The 16,604-nt window shown below is 33.9% G+C and carries 17 protein-coding genes; 8 read left to right on the top strand and 9 right to left on the bottom strand.

All coding sequences use genetic code 11. The annotated features are described in order from the left end of the window. A partial coding sequence (locus CCZ01_RS10470) for a hypothetical protein (RefSeq protein WP_181566377.1) occupies window positions 1–485 on the top strand: 485 nt, incomplete at its 5' end. 21 nt (window positions 486–506) lie between these two features. On the opposite strand, the gene CCZ01_RS08390 is transcribed toward CCZ01_RS10470, so the two are convergent. The 8 genes from CCZ01_RS08390 to CCZ01_RS08355 form a co-directional block, all read right to left on the bottom strand. Continuing rightward, entirely contained in the window at window positions 507–998 is a 492-nt protein-coding gene (locus tag CCZ01_RS08390; RefSeq protein WP_181566376.1) for a DUF4879 domain-containing protein, read from the bottom strand. A 132-nt stretch (window positions 999–1,130) separates the two neighbouring features. Further along, a complete protein-coding gene (locus CCZ01_RS08385) occupies window positions 1,131–2,354 on the bottom strand; it encodes a type II secretion system F family protein (protein WP_112052773.1) in 1,224 nt (407 codons plus the stop codon). Beyond that, a complete protein-coding gene (locus tag CCZ01_RS08380; protein ID WP_112052772.1) occupies window positions 2,351–3,943 on the bottom strand; it encodes a GspE/PulE family protein in 1,593 nt (530 codons plus the stop codon). Before CCZ01_RS08380 ends, CCZ01_RS08385 begins: the two co-directional genes overlap by 4 nt. Next, the gene (mshL, locus tag CCZ01_RS08375) at window positions 3,940–5,397 is read right to left on the bottom strand and encodes a pilus (MSHA type) biogenesis protein MshL (RefSeq protein ID WP_112052771.1); all 1,458 of its coding nucleotides are present in this window, start codon (window positions 5,395–5,397) and stop codon (window positions 3,940–3,942) included. The genes CCZ01_RS08380 and mshL overlap by 4 nt, the downstream gene beginning before the upstream one ends. Beyond that, complete coding sequence (locus CCZ01_RS08370; protein WP_112052770.1) at window positions 5,397–6,332, bottom strand: hypothetical protein; 936 nt, start codon at window positions 6,330–6,332, stop codon at window positions 5,397–5,399. The genes mshL and CCZ01_RS08370 overlap by 1 nt, the downstream gene beginning before the upstream one ends. Beyond that, window positions 6,329–7,639 (bottom strand): hypothetical protein, encoded by a 1,311-nt coding sequence (locus tag CCZ01_RS08365; RefSeq protein WP_112052769.1) that lies wholly within the window; start codon window positions 7,637–7,639, stop codon window positions 6,329–6,331. Before CCZ01_RS08365 ends, CCZ01_RS08370 begins: the two co-directional genes overlap by 4 nt. 86 nt (window positions 7,640–7,725) lie before the next feature. Further along, window positions 7,726–8,985 carry an apolipoprotein N-acyltransferase gene (lnt, locus tag CCZ01_RS08360; protein WP_181566375.1) on the bottom strand — a complete coding sequence of 420 codons (1,260 nt, stop codon included), beginning with the start codon at window positions 8,983–8,985 and terminating at the stop codon, window positions 7,726–7,728. After that, the gene (locus CCZ01_RS08355; protein ID WP_112052767.1) at window positions 8,951–9,454 is read right to left on the bottom strand and encodes a YajQ family cyclic di-GMP-binding protein; all 504 of its coding nucleotides are present in this window, start codon (window positions 9,452–9,454) and stop codon (window positions 8,951–8,953) included. Before CCZ01_RS08355 ends, lnt begins: the two co-directional genes overlap by 35 nt. 167 nt (window positions 9,455–9,621) lie before the next feature. Between CCZ01_RS08355 and CCZ01_RS08350 the strand changes: the two genes are divergently transcribed. From CCZ01_RS08350 to CCZ01_RS08320, 7 genes are all read left to right on the top strand, one after another. Continuing rightward, the gene (locus tag CCZ01_RS08350; protein WP_112052766.1) at window positions 9,622–10,182 is read left to right on the top strand and encodes a CvpA family protein; all 561 of its coding nucleotides are present in this window, start codon (window positions 9,622–9,624) and stop codon (window positions 10,180–10,182) included. A 10-nt stretch (window positions 10,183–10,192) separates the two neighbouring features. Next, window positions 10,193–11,716 (top strand): lysine--tRNA ligase, encoded by a 1,524-nt coding sequence (lysS, locus tag CCZ01_RS08345; RefSeq protein ID WP_112052765.1) that lies wholly within the window; start codon window positions 10,193–10,195, stop codon window positions 11,714–11,716. After that, window positions 11,716–12,963 carry a serine hydroxymethyltransferase gene (locus tag CCZ01_RS08340; RefSeq protein ID WP_112052764.1) on the top strand — a complete coding sequence of 416 codons (1,248 nt, stop codon included), beginning with the start codon at window positions 11,716–11,718 and terminating at the stop codon, window positions 12,961–12,963. The genes lysS and CCZ01_RS08340 overlap by 1 nt, the downstream gene beginning before the upstream one ends. A 41-nt stretch (window positions 12,964–13,004) precedes the next feature. Next, complete coding sequence (locus tag CCZ01_RS08335; protein WP_112052763.1) at window positions 13,005–13,553, top strand: DUF1882 domain-containing protein; 549 nt, start codon at window positions 13,005–13,007, stop codon at window positions 13,551–13,553. A 33-nt stretch (window positions 13,554–13,586) separates the two neighbouring features. Then, window positions 13,587–14,459, top strand: coding sequence for an SPOR domain-containing protein (locus CCZ01_RS08330; RefSeq protein ID WP_112052762.1), 873 nt, complete (start codon window positions 13,587–13,589; stop codon window positions 14,457–14,459). 73 nt (window positions 14,460–14,532) lie between these two features. Then, on the top strand, window positions 14,533–15,297 hold the full coding sequence (locus tag CCZ01_RS08325; RefSeq protein WP_112052761.1) for an SDR family NAD(P)-dependent oxidoreductase: 765 nt from the start codon (window positions 14,533–14,535) through the stop codon (window positions 15,295–15,297). Between the two features lie 170 nt (window positions 15,298–15,467). After that, window positions 15,468–16,010: a hypothetical protein gene (locus tag CCZ01_RS08320; RefSeq protein ID WP_112052760.1), complete on the top strand. Its 543-nt coding sequence runs from the start codon at window positions 15,468–15,470 to the stop codon at window positions 16,008–16,010. Here CCZ01_RS08320 and ruvC read toward each other — a convergent pair. Then, on the bottom strand, window positions 15,996–16,469 hold the full coding sequence (gene ruvC, locus CCZ01_RS08315; protein ID WP_112052759.1) for a crossover junction endodeoxyribonuclease RuvC: 474 nt from the start codon (window positions 16,467–16,469) through the stop codon (window positions 15,996–15,998). The genes CCZ01_RS08320 and ruvC overlap by 15 nt on opposite strands. Window positions 16,470–16,604 lie beyond the last annotated feature (135 nt).

Raw genomic sequence — 16,604 nt, 5'->3', positions numbered from 1 at the left:
AAGTTGCAGAAGCACTGAGAAGAAATGAAATTGTTTTTGATGAAAAAGGAGAAGTAACAGCTTATTTTGAACGTGACCCCAAGCGAGATTGGCGTTTAAGTTCTGGAGTTGGCAATCCTTGGGCAGTGGAACTTAATAAAGTAGGACTAACAGAAGAAGCAAGGGCGGCAAGTGATTATTGGCAAACACTTAGCTTTGAGGAGAAGAGTGTTTTATATATCGAATACTTTCAGCATGAAGCAAGACAATCAAAACTCCACACAGGAACTCCTCTTGGTGCACGGGATCAAGGTATAGAACTTCCTTTTTTTAATTCTACAAGCAAAGAAAATATTATGAATGAATTCTTTAAAATAATTAATAAAAGTCTCGAGATAGCTATTGACAATACAAGTGGTAATTCTATAGAACAGGTGCAAAAGGACAAAAGAATCCTCACTGAATTTAGAAATACAATGCAAGAAGTTTATTCTAAGAATGGGTAGCCCCCTTGCGGAGGCAAGATTTTACAGAATACTAAGACCAACTGACCATTGCTCAAGTATATTATTCCATGGATGAGCCCTAAACTCAAAATAGGCATTCTCTCTAATGCCTAGATCCCAATAATGATACCAGCCACTATAGGAGTCGCCACCGCTCTTATAAGGGCGAATATGACTTCCATTTACAAAGCCATCTACACTGCCATCACCACGCATAAAAGTTTCTACCTCTATGCGTCCACCATGATTTTCATTGGTAGTCATTTGACCACGATCAATAGGATCAAAACCTTTTTCGCTTGACCACACACGCATAATCCTAATACTTTCAATCGGGAACGCTCTACCTTGTGCTTGTGCAGCCTGTGCTTGTTGAATTTCCTCAACAGCTTGCATTAGACCTTCTAAAGGAATGGTATCGCTGGTGATTTCTCCATTTCCTCCAATACCAATCTTTATCCCCTCATGCTCAAAATATTGCACGCCATTTGTATCTATTTTAAATTCCGCCATAAAAGATCCTAATAATAAAGTTTTACATAAAATAATGTAATGATTCATTTTAAAATATATTTCTTATTTATTTTCTAAAAAATATTAAAATTTATATTTTTAGTTAGGGGGATGTTACGGATTGTAAAACCCTTAAAAGCTACTATTTAATTCCCACATTGGCATAAAGATTCCTAATGCAAGTATCAAAACCAAGGCTGCAAGAAAAAGGGTCAAAATAGGCTCAATGCTTGCAAGCATTGCTTTTTGTCTACTCTCCGCTTTTTCTTTATAAATTTTTGCTGATAAGTCCATCATTTTTTCTAATTCCCCACTTTCCTCACCTACCTTAATAAGCTCTAAAATATTTGCTTCAAAAATATGAATCCTTTGCATAGAATCTTTAAGGGGATTGCCAAGTGCTAAATATTCTTTCATTTGCTGGATTTTTAATTTTAAAAAACGATTGTCAATCATTTCTGATGAAAGGGAAATCATATCCAAAAAAGGATAGCCCGAAGAAAAAAGCAGGCGCATTGTCTCAAAATAACGATACATGTGATTAAAAAGAATTACTTTACCCAAAATAGGAATTTTAAGAATAGAGCTATCTTTAAGATACTGCAAATGTGGGCTTTTTTGCAATACAATTGATACAACAACCATTATTCCAGTAGCAATAAAAATAACATAGGGGATAGTTACACTAAAAACGGATTCTATCTGAAATAAAATTTCTGTAATTGTAGGTAGTTTTTTATTAAAACTTTGAAAAAGAATTTTGAATTGTGGCAATACATAGGCAAACATAACAATAATAGCACCCATCATAGAAGCAATTAAAAAAAGTGGGTAAGCTAGGGCATTTTTCACTTTTTTGGTATTTTCATTCTTTATCCTCAAGAATTCCACAAAAATAAAAATCATCTGTGCAAGATTGCCACTTTTCTCGCCAATCTTTACAAGAGCAATGCCCAAAGAACCAAATTCTTCTTGAAATTCTGCCATAGAATCTGCAAGGCTTTTTCCACTTTCGACTTGCTCAAGAATGCGTGCAAATATTGTTTGGATTTTAGGATGTGCCGAAGAATGGGCAATATGGTGCAATGTCGTATAAATCGAAATTCCTGCCTCAAGCATAATGCCAAACTGATAGAGTACATAGCTTAAATCTGTACTTGAGATACGTTTTTGTATTAGCTTGGATACTGATGCTGGAAAATAATCCTTTATTCCTTTTTTAACCTCTGTCACTCGGATAATCTGTGAATGTGGAAATGCGGAAAATTCTTTAATCGCCTGTGTACGATTCTCTGAAACGATTACCTTTTTATGTTGTACGCCCTGCAAAGAATAAAGTATTTCAAATTTTTTCACAATACAACTCGATATAATTCTTCCAGAGTAACTAAACCTTGTTTCGCTTTTCTTACCCCATCGTCAAATAAAGATCGGAAACAATATTTTTGGGAAATTTGTAACAATGTTTGGCGATTTGCCCCTCCTAAAACTGCCTCTTGAATTTCAGCATTCATCACTAAAGATTCCGTAATAATCTCGCGTCCCTTAAATCCACGTTTATTGCAATGATGGCAACCTGTTGATTTAAAAAAAACCTCATTTTCTCCCAACCCAAAGGGGTTTTCTGAATTTTTGAGCGTATAGCTATAGCGACAATGCGGGCATAGTCTCTTTAATAGCCTCTGTGCCTCTATCATCAGTACTGATTCAGCGATAAAATAGGGTTCAATTCCCATGTCTAAAAGACGTGTAATACCACTAAAGGAATCATTTGTATGCAATGAAGAAAGCACCAAATGCCCTGTTAAAGAGGCTTGCAATGCAAGTCTTAAAGTCTCTTGATCACGAATCTCACCAATCATAATTACATCTGGATCCTGCCTTAAAATATTCCTCAATACAACCGAAAAACCATATTGGATTTTCTCATTAATCAAGACCTGAGAAACACCCTGCAGTTGATATTCAATCGGATCTTCTATGCTGATAATTTTTTGATATCCATTATTGAGATGTTGAATCAATGCGTAAAGTGTTGTGGTTTTTCCGCTACCTGTAGGTCCTGTTATAAAAATAATACCATTGTGTTTTTGTGCGACATTCTTTATAATTTGCACATTGTATGGCGAAATACCTAAAGTATCTAAGCTGAATGTGAACTGACCCTTATCCAAAATCCGGATCACAATAGATTCTTGCTCTAATAATGGCATAGTCGAAATTCTAAAATCAAATGGAATAGATTGCCCACAGACATTAATTTCTAGGCTAAAGCGACCATCTTGCCCTTTTCTACGCTCTGAAATATCTAAATTAGCCAACAACTTTAATCGTGAACAAAGCAAGGAAAATACATTCTCATCTAAGCAAAATCTTTGCAACAAAAACCCATCAACACGAAAACGAATGACACACTTTTGATTAATCACTTCAATATGAATATCGCTAGATTGCAATGTTATCGCATCTTCAAAAATAAACAATATAAAATTCATCAAGCTTGAATGTTGTCCTAATTCAGATTCCTTCTTGTGTTGCAATTCCAAAAAAATCTGTCCAATCATTTGGGAAATTGTTTCTTCTCTCTTAACTTGCTCTAAAAGAAGTGAAAAATCTTCTTGTCGAATCCAACAGAAAATACATTCTTCTTTAAAAGCTTTTCTTAAGTTCTCTCTCATAATAGGATTAAGCGGATTCAAAGAAGCAAGATATATGCTATCTTTTTCTTGACGATAAGGAATTACACAAAATTTATTCATCTGATAGAGCGAGATGTGCTTAAGAATACGAAAATCTAACTCTATATCATCATACTTGACGATAGGCATTTGACTTAAATCAGAAAATTCTTGCAACATTGTTTCCTCATCATATTGTGCAAGAATTTCAGCAGGGGTCGTATGACCTAGTAAACATTCTTTATAATGTGTTTGCCAATCCATCATTCTTCCTTGTGGGTATAATTTAAATCCTCTGCAGAAATAGGCTGAATAGAGAGGATACGTGGTGTAATTACAATTACCATTTCTTCTGTAATTTCAACCATTTTTTCATAAGAAAATAGATATTTAAGCAAAGGAATAGAACCTAAAATAGGAATGGAATTTTGTTCTAACTGATTGGATTTACTGATTAATCCACCAATAATAACTTTTTCTCCATCTTTCACTTTAACAATGGAAGAAAGCTGATTAGCACTCAAATTGGGTGGAGAATCTAGGGCTTGAGCAGCATTCTCCACATCTTTGCCCTTAAGTCTTGTGATGGATGGATTAATTTTTAACATAATTTCTTTCTCAAAAATCGCTGGAGTAATGTCCAATAAAACCCCTGCAAAAACTGATGGATATTCTGTGTCTGTATTTGTATTTGTCATTGATGAAGAATGGCTGCTTTGGAAGACTGTACTTTTTCTGTAGCGAATTACATCGCCAACACTAATCATAGCGGGTTGATTATTGAGTGTCAAAAGTTTAGGATTTGAAAGTGTGCGAACATTTCCATAGCTATCTAAGAACTCAACCACACGGTTTAATGTTGTATCGTAAGGAAAAATATTCACAGAATAATTGATTTTATTATTAACTTGTGGAATATCGTTATCTTTAGCTTGAGAGGTAATTAAAATATTTTGCAAATTATAAAGCTGATTCCAGTCTACACCGATTGTGTGGCTATTGTTATGTCTCACATTGAGGATTGATACATCAATCATCACCTGAAAAGAAAGGTGCTTTTGGAGCTTTTGAATGTAGGTTTCTACACGTTCCATTTGTGATTTATTGCCGGTGATTGTAATCAATCCGGCGGGTTTGTTAATAACAACCTGTGAGACATTTTCATCTTGCACAGGAAGCATTGTATCGCCGGGTCTGTGCAAAATAGAAAATATCTCTCTTTCAATTTGTTCCCAAAATTTAAAATTATCTTCTGCTGTAATATTTACACCCGAACGACTTCCGCCACTTTTTTCAAAAATATTACCCTGAAGTGTATTTGTATAATTCATATTGTCATCATTACGGCTAATTGAAACCTCTGTGCTACTCACGCTACTACGGTCGGTTGCAATATAATTGATTTTAAAAGTTCGCGTTTGATGAGAAGAAACTTTTAAGATATTTTGATTAAATTCATAAAAGAACCCATTTTCTGCGATAAGTAGATGCAAAACTGATTGAAGTGGCTGTTGTTTAATGTGCAAAAAAGGTTTTTCTGATTCCAACTTCTCTTGAGAAAATTTATCTTTAATGACAATACTTAAGCCACATTGCCTTCCTAACTGAAATAATAAATCATAAATTGAAGTTTCAGCATTGCTTGTCAATGAAATTTTTTTATCAACACATTCCGCATAAAGACTCATACTCAACACAAATATCCATAAAATTGTCCTCATCACTTCTCCAACAAATAATTAGGCGTATTTTTAAGATATAAAGGATAGCATTCTTCTTGTTGTTGCTTATCTCTTAAAATAACACCGCATTCTTGTATATCTATAATTTGAAAATCACCTAATGAATCACCTTTTTGTAGCCAAAGATGATTGATTTTAATTTGCTCACCCAAAATCGCCTGTACAATAATTTCTGTTTGATGGGCAGGTTGAATGGGTTTTAAATCCTGCAAAGCAAAACTTGCATCAATATTTCGTAAAACAACGGGTTTAAGTTCTTCCAAAAACTCTTTTGTCTCCAAAAAACGTGCAACCCATTCACTATCTGTAATATGCATATTTCTAGGGGGAATATATTGCATAACATTTTGAAACTCAAGCTGATAAAATAAACGATTCTCCCTAGCTTCCATCTGTAAATTAACAATATCCACCAAAGGGATATGGTTTTGAATATGCTCAATTAAAACAAGAATTTGCGTTGCATTCAAATAGCCTGATAAATTCATACGCATATCTTCGCGATGTACACTCATTTTATCTTTATTGATTTGTAATGTAATAAGAATCTTAGAAATTTCTGAAAGAATATTTTTCCATATTCTACTTTGTTGTTGAATTTCTAAACTTTCCTCTTCTATTTTTTGGAGAATTTTTTCGATTGTTTCATATGTATTTTGAATTTGTCTCAATGCTAATTTTTGATTTTTTTCAGATTCCGCATGATCTTTTTTATAAAGAATTTCTTGTTGCATTTGCTGACTAAAAGCAAGAAATATAGGCTGTAAATAAGCATAGCTCAATACCCAAACAAAAGCAACAAACAAAGCATACAAAATGATCTTTTCGCTTGTTTTTTTAGATTCCACATAGCCGTTAACAATATTTGAATAATAGCTCAAATAATAGATGAAGCTTACAAGATAATGCCTCATAATAGAATTTCCACCAACGATGAATATCGCTGGTTTTCTAATGTTGTATGATGAATAAAGGCGTGTTTATAATGGTTTGTGCGTTGAATCTTCTCAATAAAATTCACAATTTGGGCATTGTCCTGACTAAAAAGATTCAATAATATCACTTGAGAATGATTTTTGTGAGAAAAAGAAAGTCTTTGAATAAAAAGGTTGCATTCTATTGCAAAATACAAAATTTCATCCAAATAAACAGAAAGATGCTTGGTATTTTCCCTCCATTCTTGATAAAAGAGAATGGAATAAATTTGATAAATATCTTCAGCAGAAAGGCGACTCAAATCAAATTCACCTTCCCTAATTTTTTGCAACAAAATTTCATTATGTTCAATATTGTAGTCTTCTTGGGCTAAAATCTCCTCTTCTAAATGTTGCTCAATTTCCCATAATTGCATCACATTTTTAGAAATATGCCATATTTGGGGTAGTAGGGTTACAAGAAGCACAAATATAAAAAGTAAGCCTAAAATTTTTATATGACGATAACTCTTTTTCTGGCATTCTAACTCCAATACGCCATAATGATTATGGACTAGATAGGAAAGATCTCGAATACAAAAACTATGATTTTGTGTTAATAAATTCTCTGCAAATGGGCTTGCATAAATATCTTGCACAGACAACCCATATTGTTCTTGAAAAAAGGAACAAAGATTTGTCTGATTTAATTGGGGAGAAAAAACATAAACTGAGTCAATCTGAATGTTCAAGAAATTTAATGTGGAAAAAATTTCTTGAATTTTAAAAAGCATCTCGCCATATTCCTCTTCACGCTCAGGAATTTTTGCTTGAATTTCTTGCAAAAAATAAATTTCTCCACCCACAAAAACACTAAAAATTAATTCCCTATCAAGGAGCAGAAATAAATTTGTTGTGTGAATTGGAATCTGTTTAAAAAAAGGAATAAAAAGCATAATTTCGGGAATCGCTAGATAAATGCAAGTTACTTTCTCTTTAAGAGAAGAAAATGATGGATAGCTAATTGATTTTGGATATAAATACGCGATACTTTGCTGATTAACCTGCATATTTTTGAAACTATATTCAGACTCAAGACTTAAACCTAATTCTTCAAAAGCAGCTTGATACAAAAGGTCATCTTGATTTTTAATAGCAATTTCTGTTGGAATATGGGCAATTAGTAAATATTTCGAAGGTAAAACTAAGCAGACACAAGAAAAAGGGGAGGGTGGTGCAATGGGTTGACACTCGCGATAGAATGTATTTGTTAGGGTACAATAGAAAATCTTTTTTGCTTGCTTCACCTCTGCTCCATTTTAATCAAGTTCTAGGAGTATATCACAATAAAAACGATATGTAAACAGGATAAATACGCTATAGATTGAATTAATCAGCCTTCTAGGTGAGGAATAAGCACCAAACTTTCAGCACCATTAGAACTATGAAAAATCATTGTTTGATAAATTTTACCCCACATCAGCATTAATAATTCTTGCAAAGAGGGTTGAATACTAGGTGTAAACCATGCATTATTACTAATGGCAATCATATATTTTGGAGAATTGATAAAAAACTTCTCTTGTGTCGCTTCGTAACAAATTGCCATACGAAAAAGCTCCCCACCAATCTGAATATCAATAGGAGGCGTCTTACCTGCCCTAAATTCACCGATATTTAAAAACTTTAAAAGTTGCTCTTTTAAAAATAATGGCATAGGCATATACTCTCCAAAAGGCACTAGAACACTCTTATCTACCCTTTGCATACGACCATTATTAAAAACATACAAACTATTAAAAGTTTCCTTTTTATTGTTTATTTCTGTTATATAAATTGCCCCTGTTACAATCGCAATACTTTTACTTTTCTGCAAAAGCCTTTGTACAAGATTTTTATCATACTCCAAATTCATCGGAAAAGCCGTTTCCGGGAGAATAACAACTTCTTGATTGGCTAAAATTGCTTCATCAATATATTTAAAATTATTTTCAATAATATCTGTGTTATCTTTCTGCCAACGCATACCTTGAGGAATATCTGTTGAAACAATTTCGATTTTAATAGGCGGGGAAGGAATTGCTTCTGGTTTAGGAAACAATAGCAAAGAGAATATAAGCACAAGAACAGATAATAAACGATAACTCCCTTTCAGATGCACCATCAAAACAATACTTAAAATAATTAAAGCATACCCAATATTTGAAATATTCAGCGGCGTCAACACAAAGGCCGCACGTAGATTTAACCAATCAAAACCAAAAGGTGCAAAATAAGGCAAAAAAAAGAGTAATATCGCACGATACCAAACATTTTGAAAATATAAAACAATATAAAATAAAAGCCCATAAAATATACCTATGCCAACAACAGCAAGAGGTATTAAATAGTCAACTCCGAAGAATCGAAAGCTAAAAGGTACCCAATAAAACCAAAGAATACCCACAAAAAAACCAAAGAAAAAACGATAGGAACGATCACTTTTTAGATAATAAAACAATGAAAAAATACCCAAAATAGTATAAACCCAAATGTTACGAACACCAAAGTGATATAAGTAAATAAAGAGCGACAAACAAATCGCAGCAACTAACCCCTTAGCAATTTTACGAATCAAATTATTTGAAATTAGAAAAAGATAGAGGGGATTCAATTTCTGCACCTTTTAAAAAAGCAATAACAGATTGCAATTCATCAATACTCTTAGACTTAAAACGAATTTCATTACCCATTATATTAGAGACTACTTTAAAATTCTGCTTCTTGATTAGCTGATTAATCTTGCGTATGTCGTCATCTTTAAGTGTATCATTTACATTTAAAACTAGGCGCATATTCCCACCACTTGCAGATTCTCTCTTGCTTTCTGTTAATGTCTTGAGAGAAAGTGAACGTTTAGTCAGTTTAGAATGTAACACATCTTGAATCGCATTTAATTTGTTATCACTTGTTGCAGTAATTGTAATAGCTTTATGCTTTTCATCAAATTGAATTTCTTTGACTGAATCATTTTTAAAATCATATCGATTGTCTATTTCTTTCTTTGTTTGTTCAATCGCATTTTTCAATTCTTGAATATCTACTTTTGCTGAAAGATCAAAAGTATGTTCTTTGGTTGCCATTCTCTTTCCTTGCTATTTACTTCAAAATTTCTGTAAAATTCTAGCATATTTCATTAATAGAATAAAGTTCCGTCTAAAATAACGCAACTTTATAAGCTATAATAGTGTAGAATTCTAAAAATTATTCATATTAATATTTTGAGTTTTTGTTTGTGGGAGTAAAAAATATGGGATTTCTTGAGGGCTTGAATTATATAGACATTGCGTTAACGATCTTAATTCTACTGCTAGGGGCTAAGGGATTTTTTAATGGCTTTGTTAAGGAATTGTGTGGGCTTATCGGTATTATTGGTGGCGTATATGCAGCATTTTTATATAAAGATGGCGTAGGAAATTGGATTAGTAATACAATTTGGAACTTTACAAATGAGGCACTCACCTCAATTATTGGCTTTGTTGTTGTATTAGGTGCGATATGGATTGGTATGGTTATCATTTCAGAGATGATATTAAAACTCGTACGTGCAAGTGCCTTAAGCACAGTTGATCGCTTATTGGGTGTTGTTTTTGCAAGCATTAAAATTTTTATGGTCATTGCTGTCATTGTTTTTGCGTTCAGCATGATTGAATTTACAAGAACTTCTATGGAACGTTATACACAAAACAGCAAGCTTTATCCTGTTTTACTTAAAGCCGGTAGCTGGGTTGTGCATACTGAACCTATCCAGCAAATGACAAAGAATGCAGAAGAAAGCATTAATAGCGTGACAGAAAACCAGCCAAAATAAAAGGATTTTTATGGTACATTTTTTAGATAACCAATATATTCAACAACGTATTGAAAAATCATCTCAAATGCGTGAAATGGGTAAAAACCCTTATGATAACCTCTGTAAACGTAGCATTCATAATCATGCTTTTTTGGATAAATTTGCTCACATTCAAAAAAGACCGCAAGGGGAACAAACTTTACCGCAAGAGATTGAATCTGTTGTAGGAAGAATCCGTTTTTCTCGTTTAATGGGTAAAGCAGCATTCATCAAAATTGAAGATGATAGCGGTATTTTGCAAGCCTATCTTTCCTCGAATGATTTAGGGGAAGACTTTAATTACTTTAAAAAAATGGCTGAAGTGGGCGATATTGTCGCTATTTCTGGATTTCCCTTTTGTACTAAGACAGGAGAACTCTCTATCCATGCCATAGAATTCAAAATTCTCACAAAAGCAATTATCCCTTTGCCGGAGAAATATCATGGCTTAGTAGATGTTGAATTGCGTTACCGACAACGTTACTTGGATTTAATTATGAATCAAGAAGTTAAAAATGTCTTTCGTACACGCAGTGCAATTATTTCACTAATTCGAAAATTCTTTGAAGAAAGGAGCTTTCTTGAAGTTGAAACACCAATGATGCATCCCATTTCCGGTGGAGCTAACGCAAAGCCATTTATTACTCACCACAATGCATTAGGTGTAGACCGATTCTTACGCATCGCACCTGAACTCTATTTGAAACGTCTAATTGTCGGTGGTTTTGAAGCTATTTTTGAAATTAATCGTAATTTCAGAAATGAAGGAATGGATCACTCACACAATCCTGAATTCACAATGATTGAGTTTTATTGGGCATATAAAAATTATCACGAACTTATGGATTTAACACAAGATTTAATGTGCTTTTTAGTAAAAAATCTCAATCTGCCGAATATTATTAAAGGCGATAACGGTAATATTCCATTAACACAATTTAAGCGAATCACCTATAAAGAGGCATTAAAAACGATTGGACAAATCCCTGCAGATATTATTGAGGATGCCCATCAGCTTTATATTTATCTCAAGCAACATGGAATCAAAATAGAAGAAAATCTTGAATTAGGAAAGTTGCAAGGAGAGGCTTTTGATGCTTTTGTAGAGGATAAGCTCATTGAACCAACTTTCATCACAGAATTTCCCATTGCCATCAGCCCACTGGCAAGACGCAATGACAATAATTCAGAGATCGCCGACCGCTTTGAATTATTTATTGATGGCAAGGAGATTGCTAACGGTTTTAGCGAACTCAATGACCCATTAGACCAATTCAAACGTTTTCAATTGCAAATGGAAGCAAAAGTAGCTGGTGATGAGGAAGCTCAAAGTATGGATGAAGACTATATTCAAGCTTTAGGGTATGGAATGCCGCCCGTTGCAGGAGAAGGAATAGGAATTGATAGGCTCGTGATGCTTTTAACACAAAATCATTCTATCAAAGATGTGATATTATTTCCTGCACTAAAACCTCAAAAACACGAAAATCAAGAATCCAAAGGAGCAGAGTAATGGAATACGCATTAAAGCAAGATTCAGAAATTTTTAATCTTATTCAACAGGAATGGGACAGACAAACCCATCATCTTGAAATGATTGCAAGTGAAAATTTTACCTTTCCAAGCGTAATGGAAGCAATGGGTAGCATTCTGACAAATAAATATGCCGAAGGCTACCCTTATAAACGTTATTATGGTGGTTGTGAGTTTGTTGATAAAATTGAAGAACTTGCGATTGAACGTGCTAAAAAACTTTTTGGTTGTGAATTTGCGAATGTCCAACCACATTCTGGAAGTCAAGCAAATACAGCTGTATATACTGCACTATTAAAGCCTTATGATAAAATCTTAGGTATGAGTTTAAGTCATGGAGGACATTTAACACATGGTGCAAGTGTGAGTGTTAGCGGTCAAACTTATCAAAGCTTTTCTTATGGTGTGGAGCTTGATGGAAGAATTAACTATAACAAGGTTGCAGAAATTGCAGAAATTGTTAAACCTAAAATTATTGTATGTGGCTTTAGTGCTTATCCACGCGAACTGGACTTTAAAAAATTCAGAGAAATTGCAGATTCTGTTGGTGCGACTTTAATGGGGGATATTGCTCATGTTGCTGGATTGGTTGTAGCAGGAGAATATCCTAATCCTTTTCCATATTGCCATATTGTTACAACAACAACACATAAAACATTAAGGGGTCCTAGAGGCGGGATAATTCTTACAAATAATGAAGAATTAGCAACAAAAATTAATAAAGCAATTTTTCCGGGCATTCAAGGTGGTCCCCTTATGCATGTTATTGCTGCAAAAGCTGTGGGATTTGCGGAAAATTTAAAGCCTGAATGGAAAACTTATGCACAAAAGGTTAAAATAAATGCTAAAATTCTTGCTGAGACTTTATCACAAAGGGGATATAATCTCGTTAGCGGTGGAACAGATAATCATCTTATTTTGCTTTCATTTCTTGAAAAGCCTTTTAGTGGCAAAGATGCGGATAAAGCATTAGGAGAAAGTGGAATTACAGTTAACAAAAATACCGTTCCTGGCGATAAAAGAAGTCCTTTTGTAACAAGTGGTATTCGTGTTGGCTCTGCTGCATTAACCGCAAGAGGAATGGACAAAAGTGAATTTGATTTTATTGCCCATAAAATTGCTGATGTTTTAGATTGTATTGATGATACAAACTTACATCATCACATTAAAAATGAAATTATGGAATTTTCCAAAAAGTTTCCTATCTACACAAAAGCGATTTTTTAAGGTATGATTAGGGGTTTAAAACTAATAGGAAGGGAGAGAGTATGGCAGTAAGCAGTATGGATATGACGCTTATCAAAATGATTAGCAACCATTATTGGATAAAGCAACCTGGCTTAGGGACAAAGATTAAATTCAACGGCAGGATATTTTATAATAAATTTGAATGTATTGAATCACCCTTGACAAGAAACTTAATTCAAGATCATCAGCAAAAAAAGATTATCATTGCCCATTCTCTTATTAGTGCGAAAGATATTGTTGAAAATATTGTTTTTGACTACAATGGTTATAATGCGGAACGATTTTGGCATCGTGCACAACTTTTGCTACGCGAGGAGGGGTTTATCAACTTTACTGCTTATAAAACAAAAACTAATGGTCACCTTCACCTTTACGTACACAAAGGACATACTGCCTTAGCAGAAGGTTATCAATTAGCTAAAACACTCTCAATGAAACTTTCCCAAAAAATGCCAATGGAATGGAAGATGTTTCCAAGCCCTGATATTCCACGAGAATTTAATATTTTAACCCTACCCCTTGATGTCTTTGCAAAAGAAAGGGGTGCATCATGGGCAAAACATATGTAAATCCCAATTTATATTCACTAAGGAGGAGACAAAATGCGAGATGATGACTTAAATGACATTATAATCGATGACGAAAATGAAGAACAAATACGCAAGGGAGGTTCTAAAAAACTCTTTTTAGTTGTTGCGATGGCAGTAATTCTGCTTGCAGTTATTGTGTTTGCGATTTATGCTCTCACGCGTTCAGAAAATACAACAACAGAAACTAGCCCAACACCGCCACCGCCACCTGTAACAAACCCAAATAAAAATCCTGACAATAGTGGCTTATTTAGTCCTACAGGAATTACCCCAAACCCAAATAGCATTGATGATTCCATCGATAGAATTAAAAAGGATTTAGGAGTTAAAAATCCACCAACAACAAGTACATTACCTCCGATACAAGGAGGAAATAATACCATTCCGACTACAAGTCCTACCCAAAATCCAAATACTACGACAACAATTACACCACCAGGTGGAGGGGGGATTGCGGGTGCAACACAACCACAACAGGGAACAGATTTAGACAGCTTGTACCAGCCTATTCCACAAACAATAAAGCCAACAGAAGTTATTCCACCTAAGAATACAACGGAACCAAAACCGGCGGAAAAACCAAAGCCAGCAGAACCAAAACAGCCTGCCACTCCGCCTAAAATTGTGAATATTAAAAGTGACCCTAATGGAATATTCTATATTCAGGCTGCTTCTGTTGCAAAATTTTCTGACGATAGCACTTTTGCGAAAAAATTAAAGTCTTATAAATTACCCTACAAAGTGCAGGAAGAAAGCGTAAATGACAAAACCGTCTATCGTGTTCTTATTGGACCCTATGGCTCTAAGGCAGATGCTACAAAAGTGCTTGAAAGCGTCAAATATCACCTTGAAAAAGAGGCTTTTATTAAACAAATCAAAAATTAATGTTGTTTGTCAAGATTGCATATTCTGAATCTTGACAAAAACAGGCTTTTTGAAATATTCTATAAGGATTTTTATGTCGTTCGTTGTTTTTATTACCGGAGCATCAAGCGGTTTTGGTGCAGAAATTGCAAGAACTTTGGTTAACCATGGGGACAAAGTCATCATTTTAGCACGTCGTAAAGATAAATTACAATCTTTACAAGAAGAATTAGGTGTGCAAAATTGTGCTTTTATTGCTGCTGATGTCAATGATAATAAAACGATAGCATTAGCTTTAGAGGATATTTATATTAAGCGACATTGGGAGATTGATGTGCTTGTTAATAATGCAGGGCTTGCAAGGGGTTTAACAAGTGCAAACCAATCGCTTCTTAGCGACTGGGAAGAAATGATTCAAACTAATATTCTTGCTTTGGTTTCACTCACACATTACTTACTTCCAAAGATGGTTGAACGTGGATATGGTCATATCGTCAATATGGGTTCTATTGCCGGAAGTTATCCATATCCGGGCGGAAATGTCTATGGTGCAACAAAGGCTTTTGTAAAACAATTCAGCTTGAATCTACGTGCCGATTTATACGATAAAAATATTCGTGTAACGGATATAGAACCTGGATTAGCTGGAGGTAGTGAATTTTCATTAGTTCGTTTCAAAGGTGATGAAGCAAAAGCAAATCAGGTCTATGAAGGTACAACACCTCTAATGCCAAAAGATATTGCAGAGGCTGTAAAATGGGTTATTCACCTCCCAAAACATATTAATATTAATCGTTTAGAAATAATGCCTACAACTCAAGCACCAGCCGCCTTAAATGTACATAAAAATAATTTATAATTTTATTACCTACGCTGATTCTTTATAAGAATGAAGAATCTATCTATATTGATTATTTCTAAAATATTAGAAATTAATTGATTTTCATAACAACTTCACAATTAATTCACATTTTCCTGTTAGAATTCCCCATACTTTTAGCTCAAGAAGCTATTTTAAGGAGTTTCTGAATGAAAAAGTTTTGTCATAATGCCCACTTATATGTTAGCATTTTCTTTTTACCTCTTGCACTAATGTATGCCTTAACCGGTGCATTATATATCTTTGACATTAAAGATGATGTAGGTGCAAAAATAGAAACCTACCAAGTAAGGGCAATTATTGCTGAAGGAAAAGAGGCAGAGTTTATGATTAGCTTTTTGCAGGAAAAAGGTTTACGAGTACCAAATAAAACGAGTTTAGAGAAAAATAAAAAAGGAGAGCTTTCTATGGGTTCTATTGCCTATAATGTTTCTCTTAATTCAAAGGGTAACCAACATGAAATCACCACCATGCAACGTTCCATTTGGGGAAATATGGTTTTATTACACAAGGCGAAAGGTGAATTCTATTTTAATATCCTTGCTATCGGCTTTTCTTTAGCTATGATTGGATTATATATTTCTGGCATTATTATGACAGTTTATCTTAAAAATAAACGCAAAAATGCAATCATTACTTTTATATTCGGCTTAACTATCAGTATTATTTTAGGTTATTTAAGTGTGACTTAGACATTGTGCATGCGTCATTGCAACCGCAATCGCATCAGTTATATCAAGCGGTTTAATTTTTCCCTTAATCCCCAATAGTCGTTCCACCATAAAAGCAACCTGTTCTTTTTTTGCTTTTCCATTACCCGTTAATGCTTTTTTGACTTGTAAAGGCGTATATTCTGAAAAATTTCCTACTTCTTGCAAAATTTTTAGTGATAATGCCCCACGAAATTGTGCTAACTTCAATACGCTTTGAGGGTTATAAGCATAAAAAATATCCTCAATCGCTACACTATCGATACGATGTTGCTTTAAAACCAGTTCTATCCCCTCGCATAATTCTAAAATCTGATATTGCAATACTCTTTCTTTGATTTTAATCAATCCTGCTTCAACTAATCTTTTATTTGAATTTTCTAATGATAAAATCGCGTAACCACAATTCCGACTACCCGGGTCAATACCTAAAATATTCATCTTATTCCTATTTTTCACTTAAATTCACAGTTTTGTTCACAATATTATTATTACAAATTCTACCTAAATATGATACAATTATTCAATTATTCCACTTTTATTCACAGATGTGAATAATCTGAAAGGTGAACAAAC

The sequence above is a fragment of the Helicobacter monodelphidis genome (genome assembly GCF_003288845.1).
Taxonomy (GTDB): Bacteria; Campylobacterota; Campylobacteria; order Campylobacterales; family Helicobacteraceae; genus NHYN01.
Note: the sequence above shows the minus strand (reverse complement) of the source record. Positions and strands in the feature narration are given on the sequence as shown.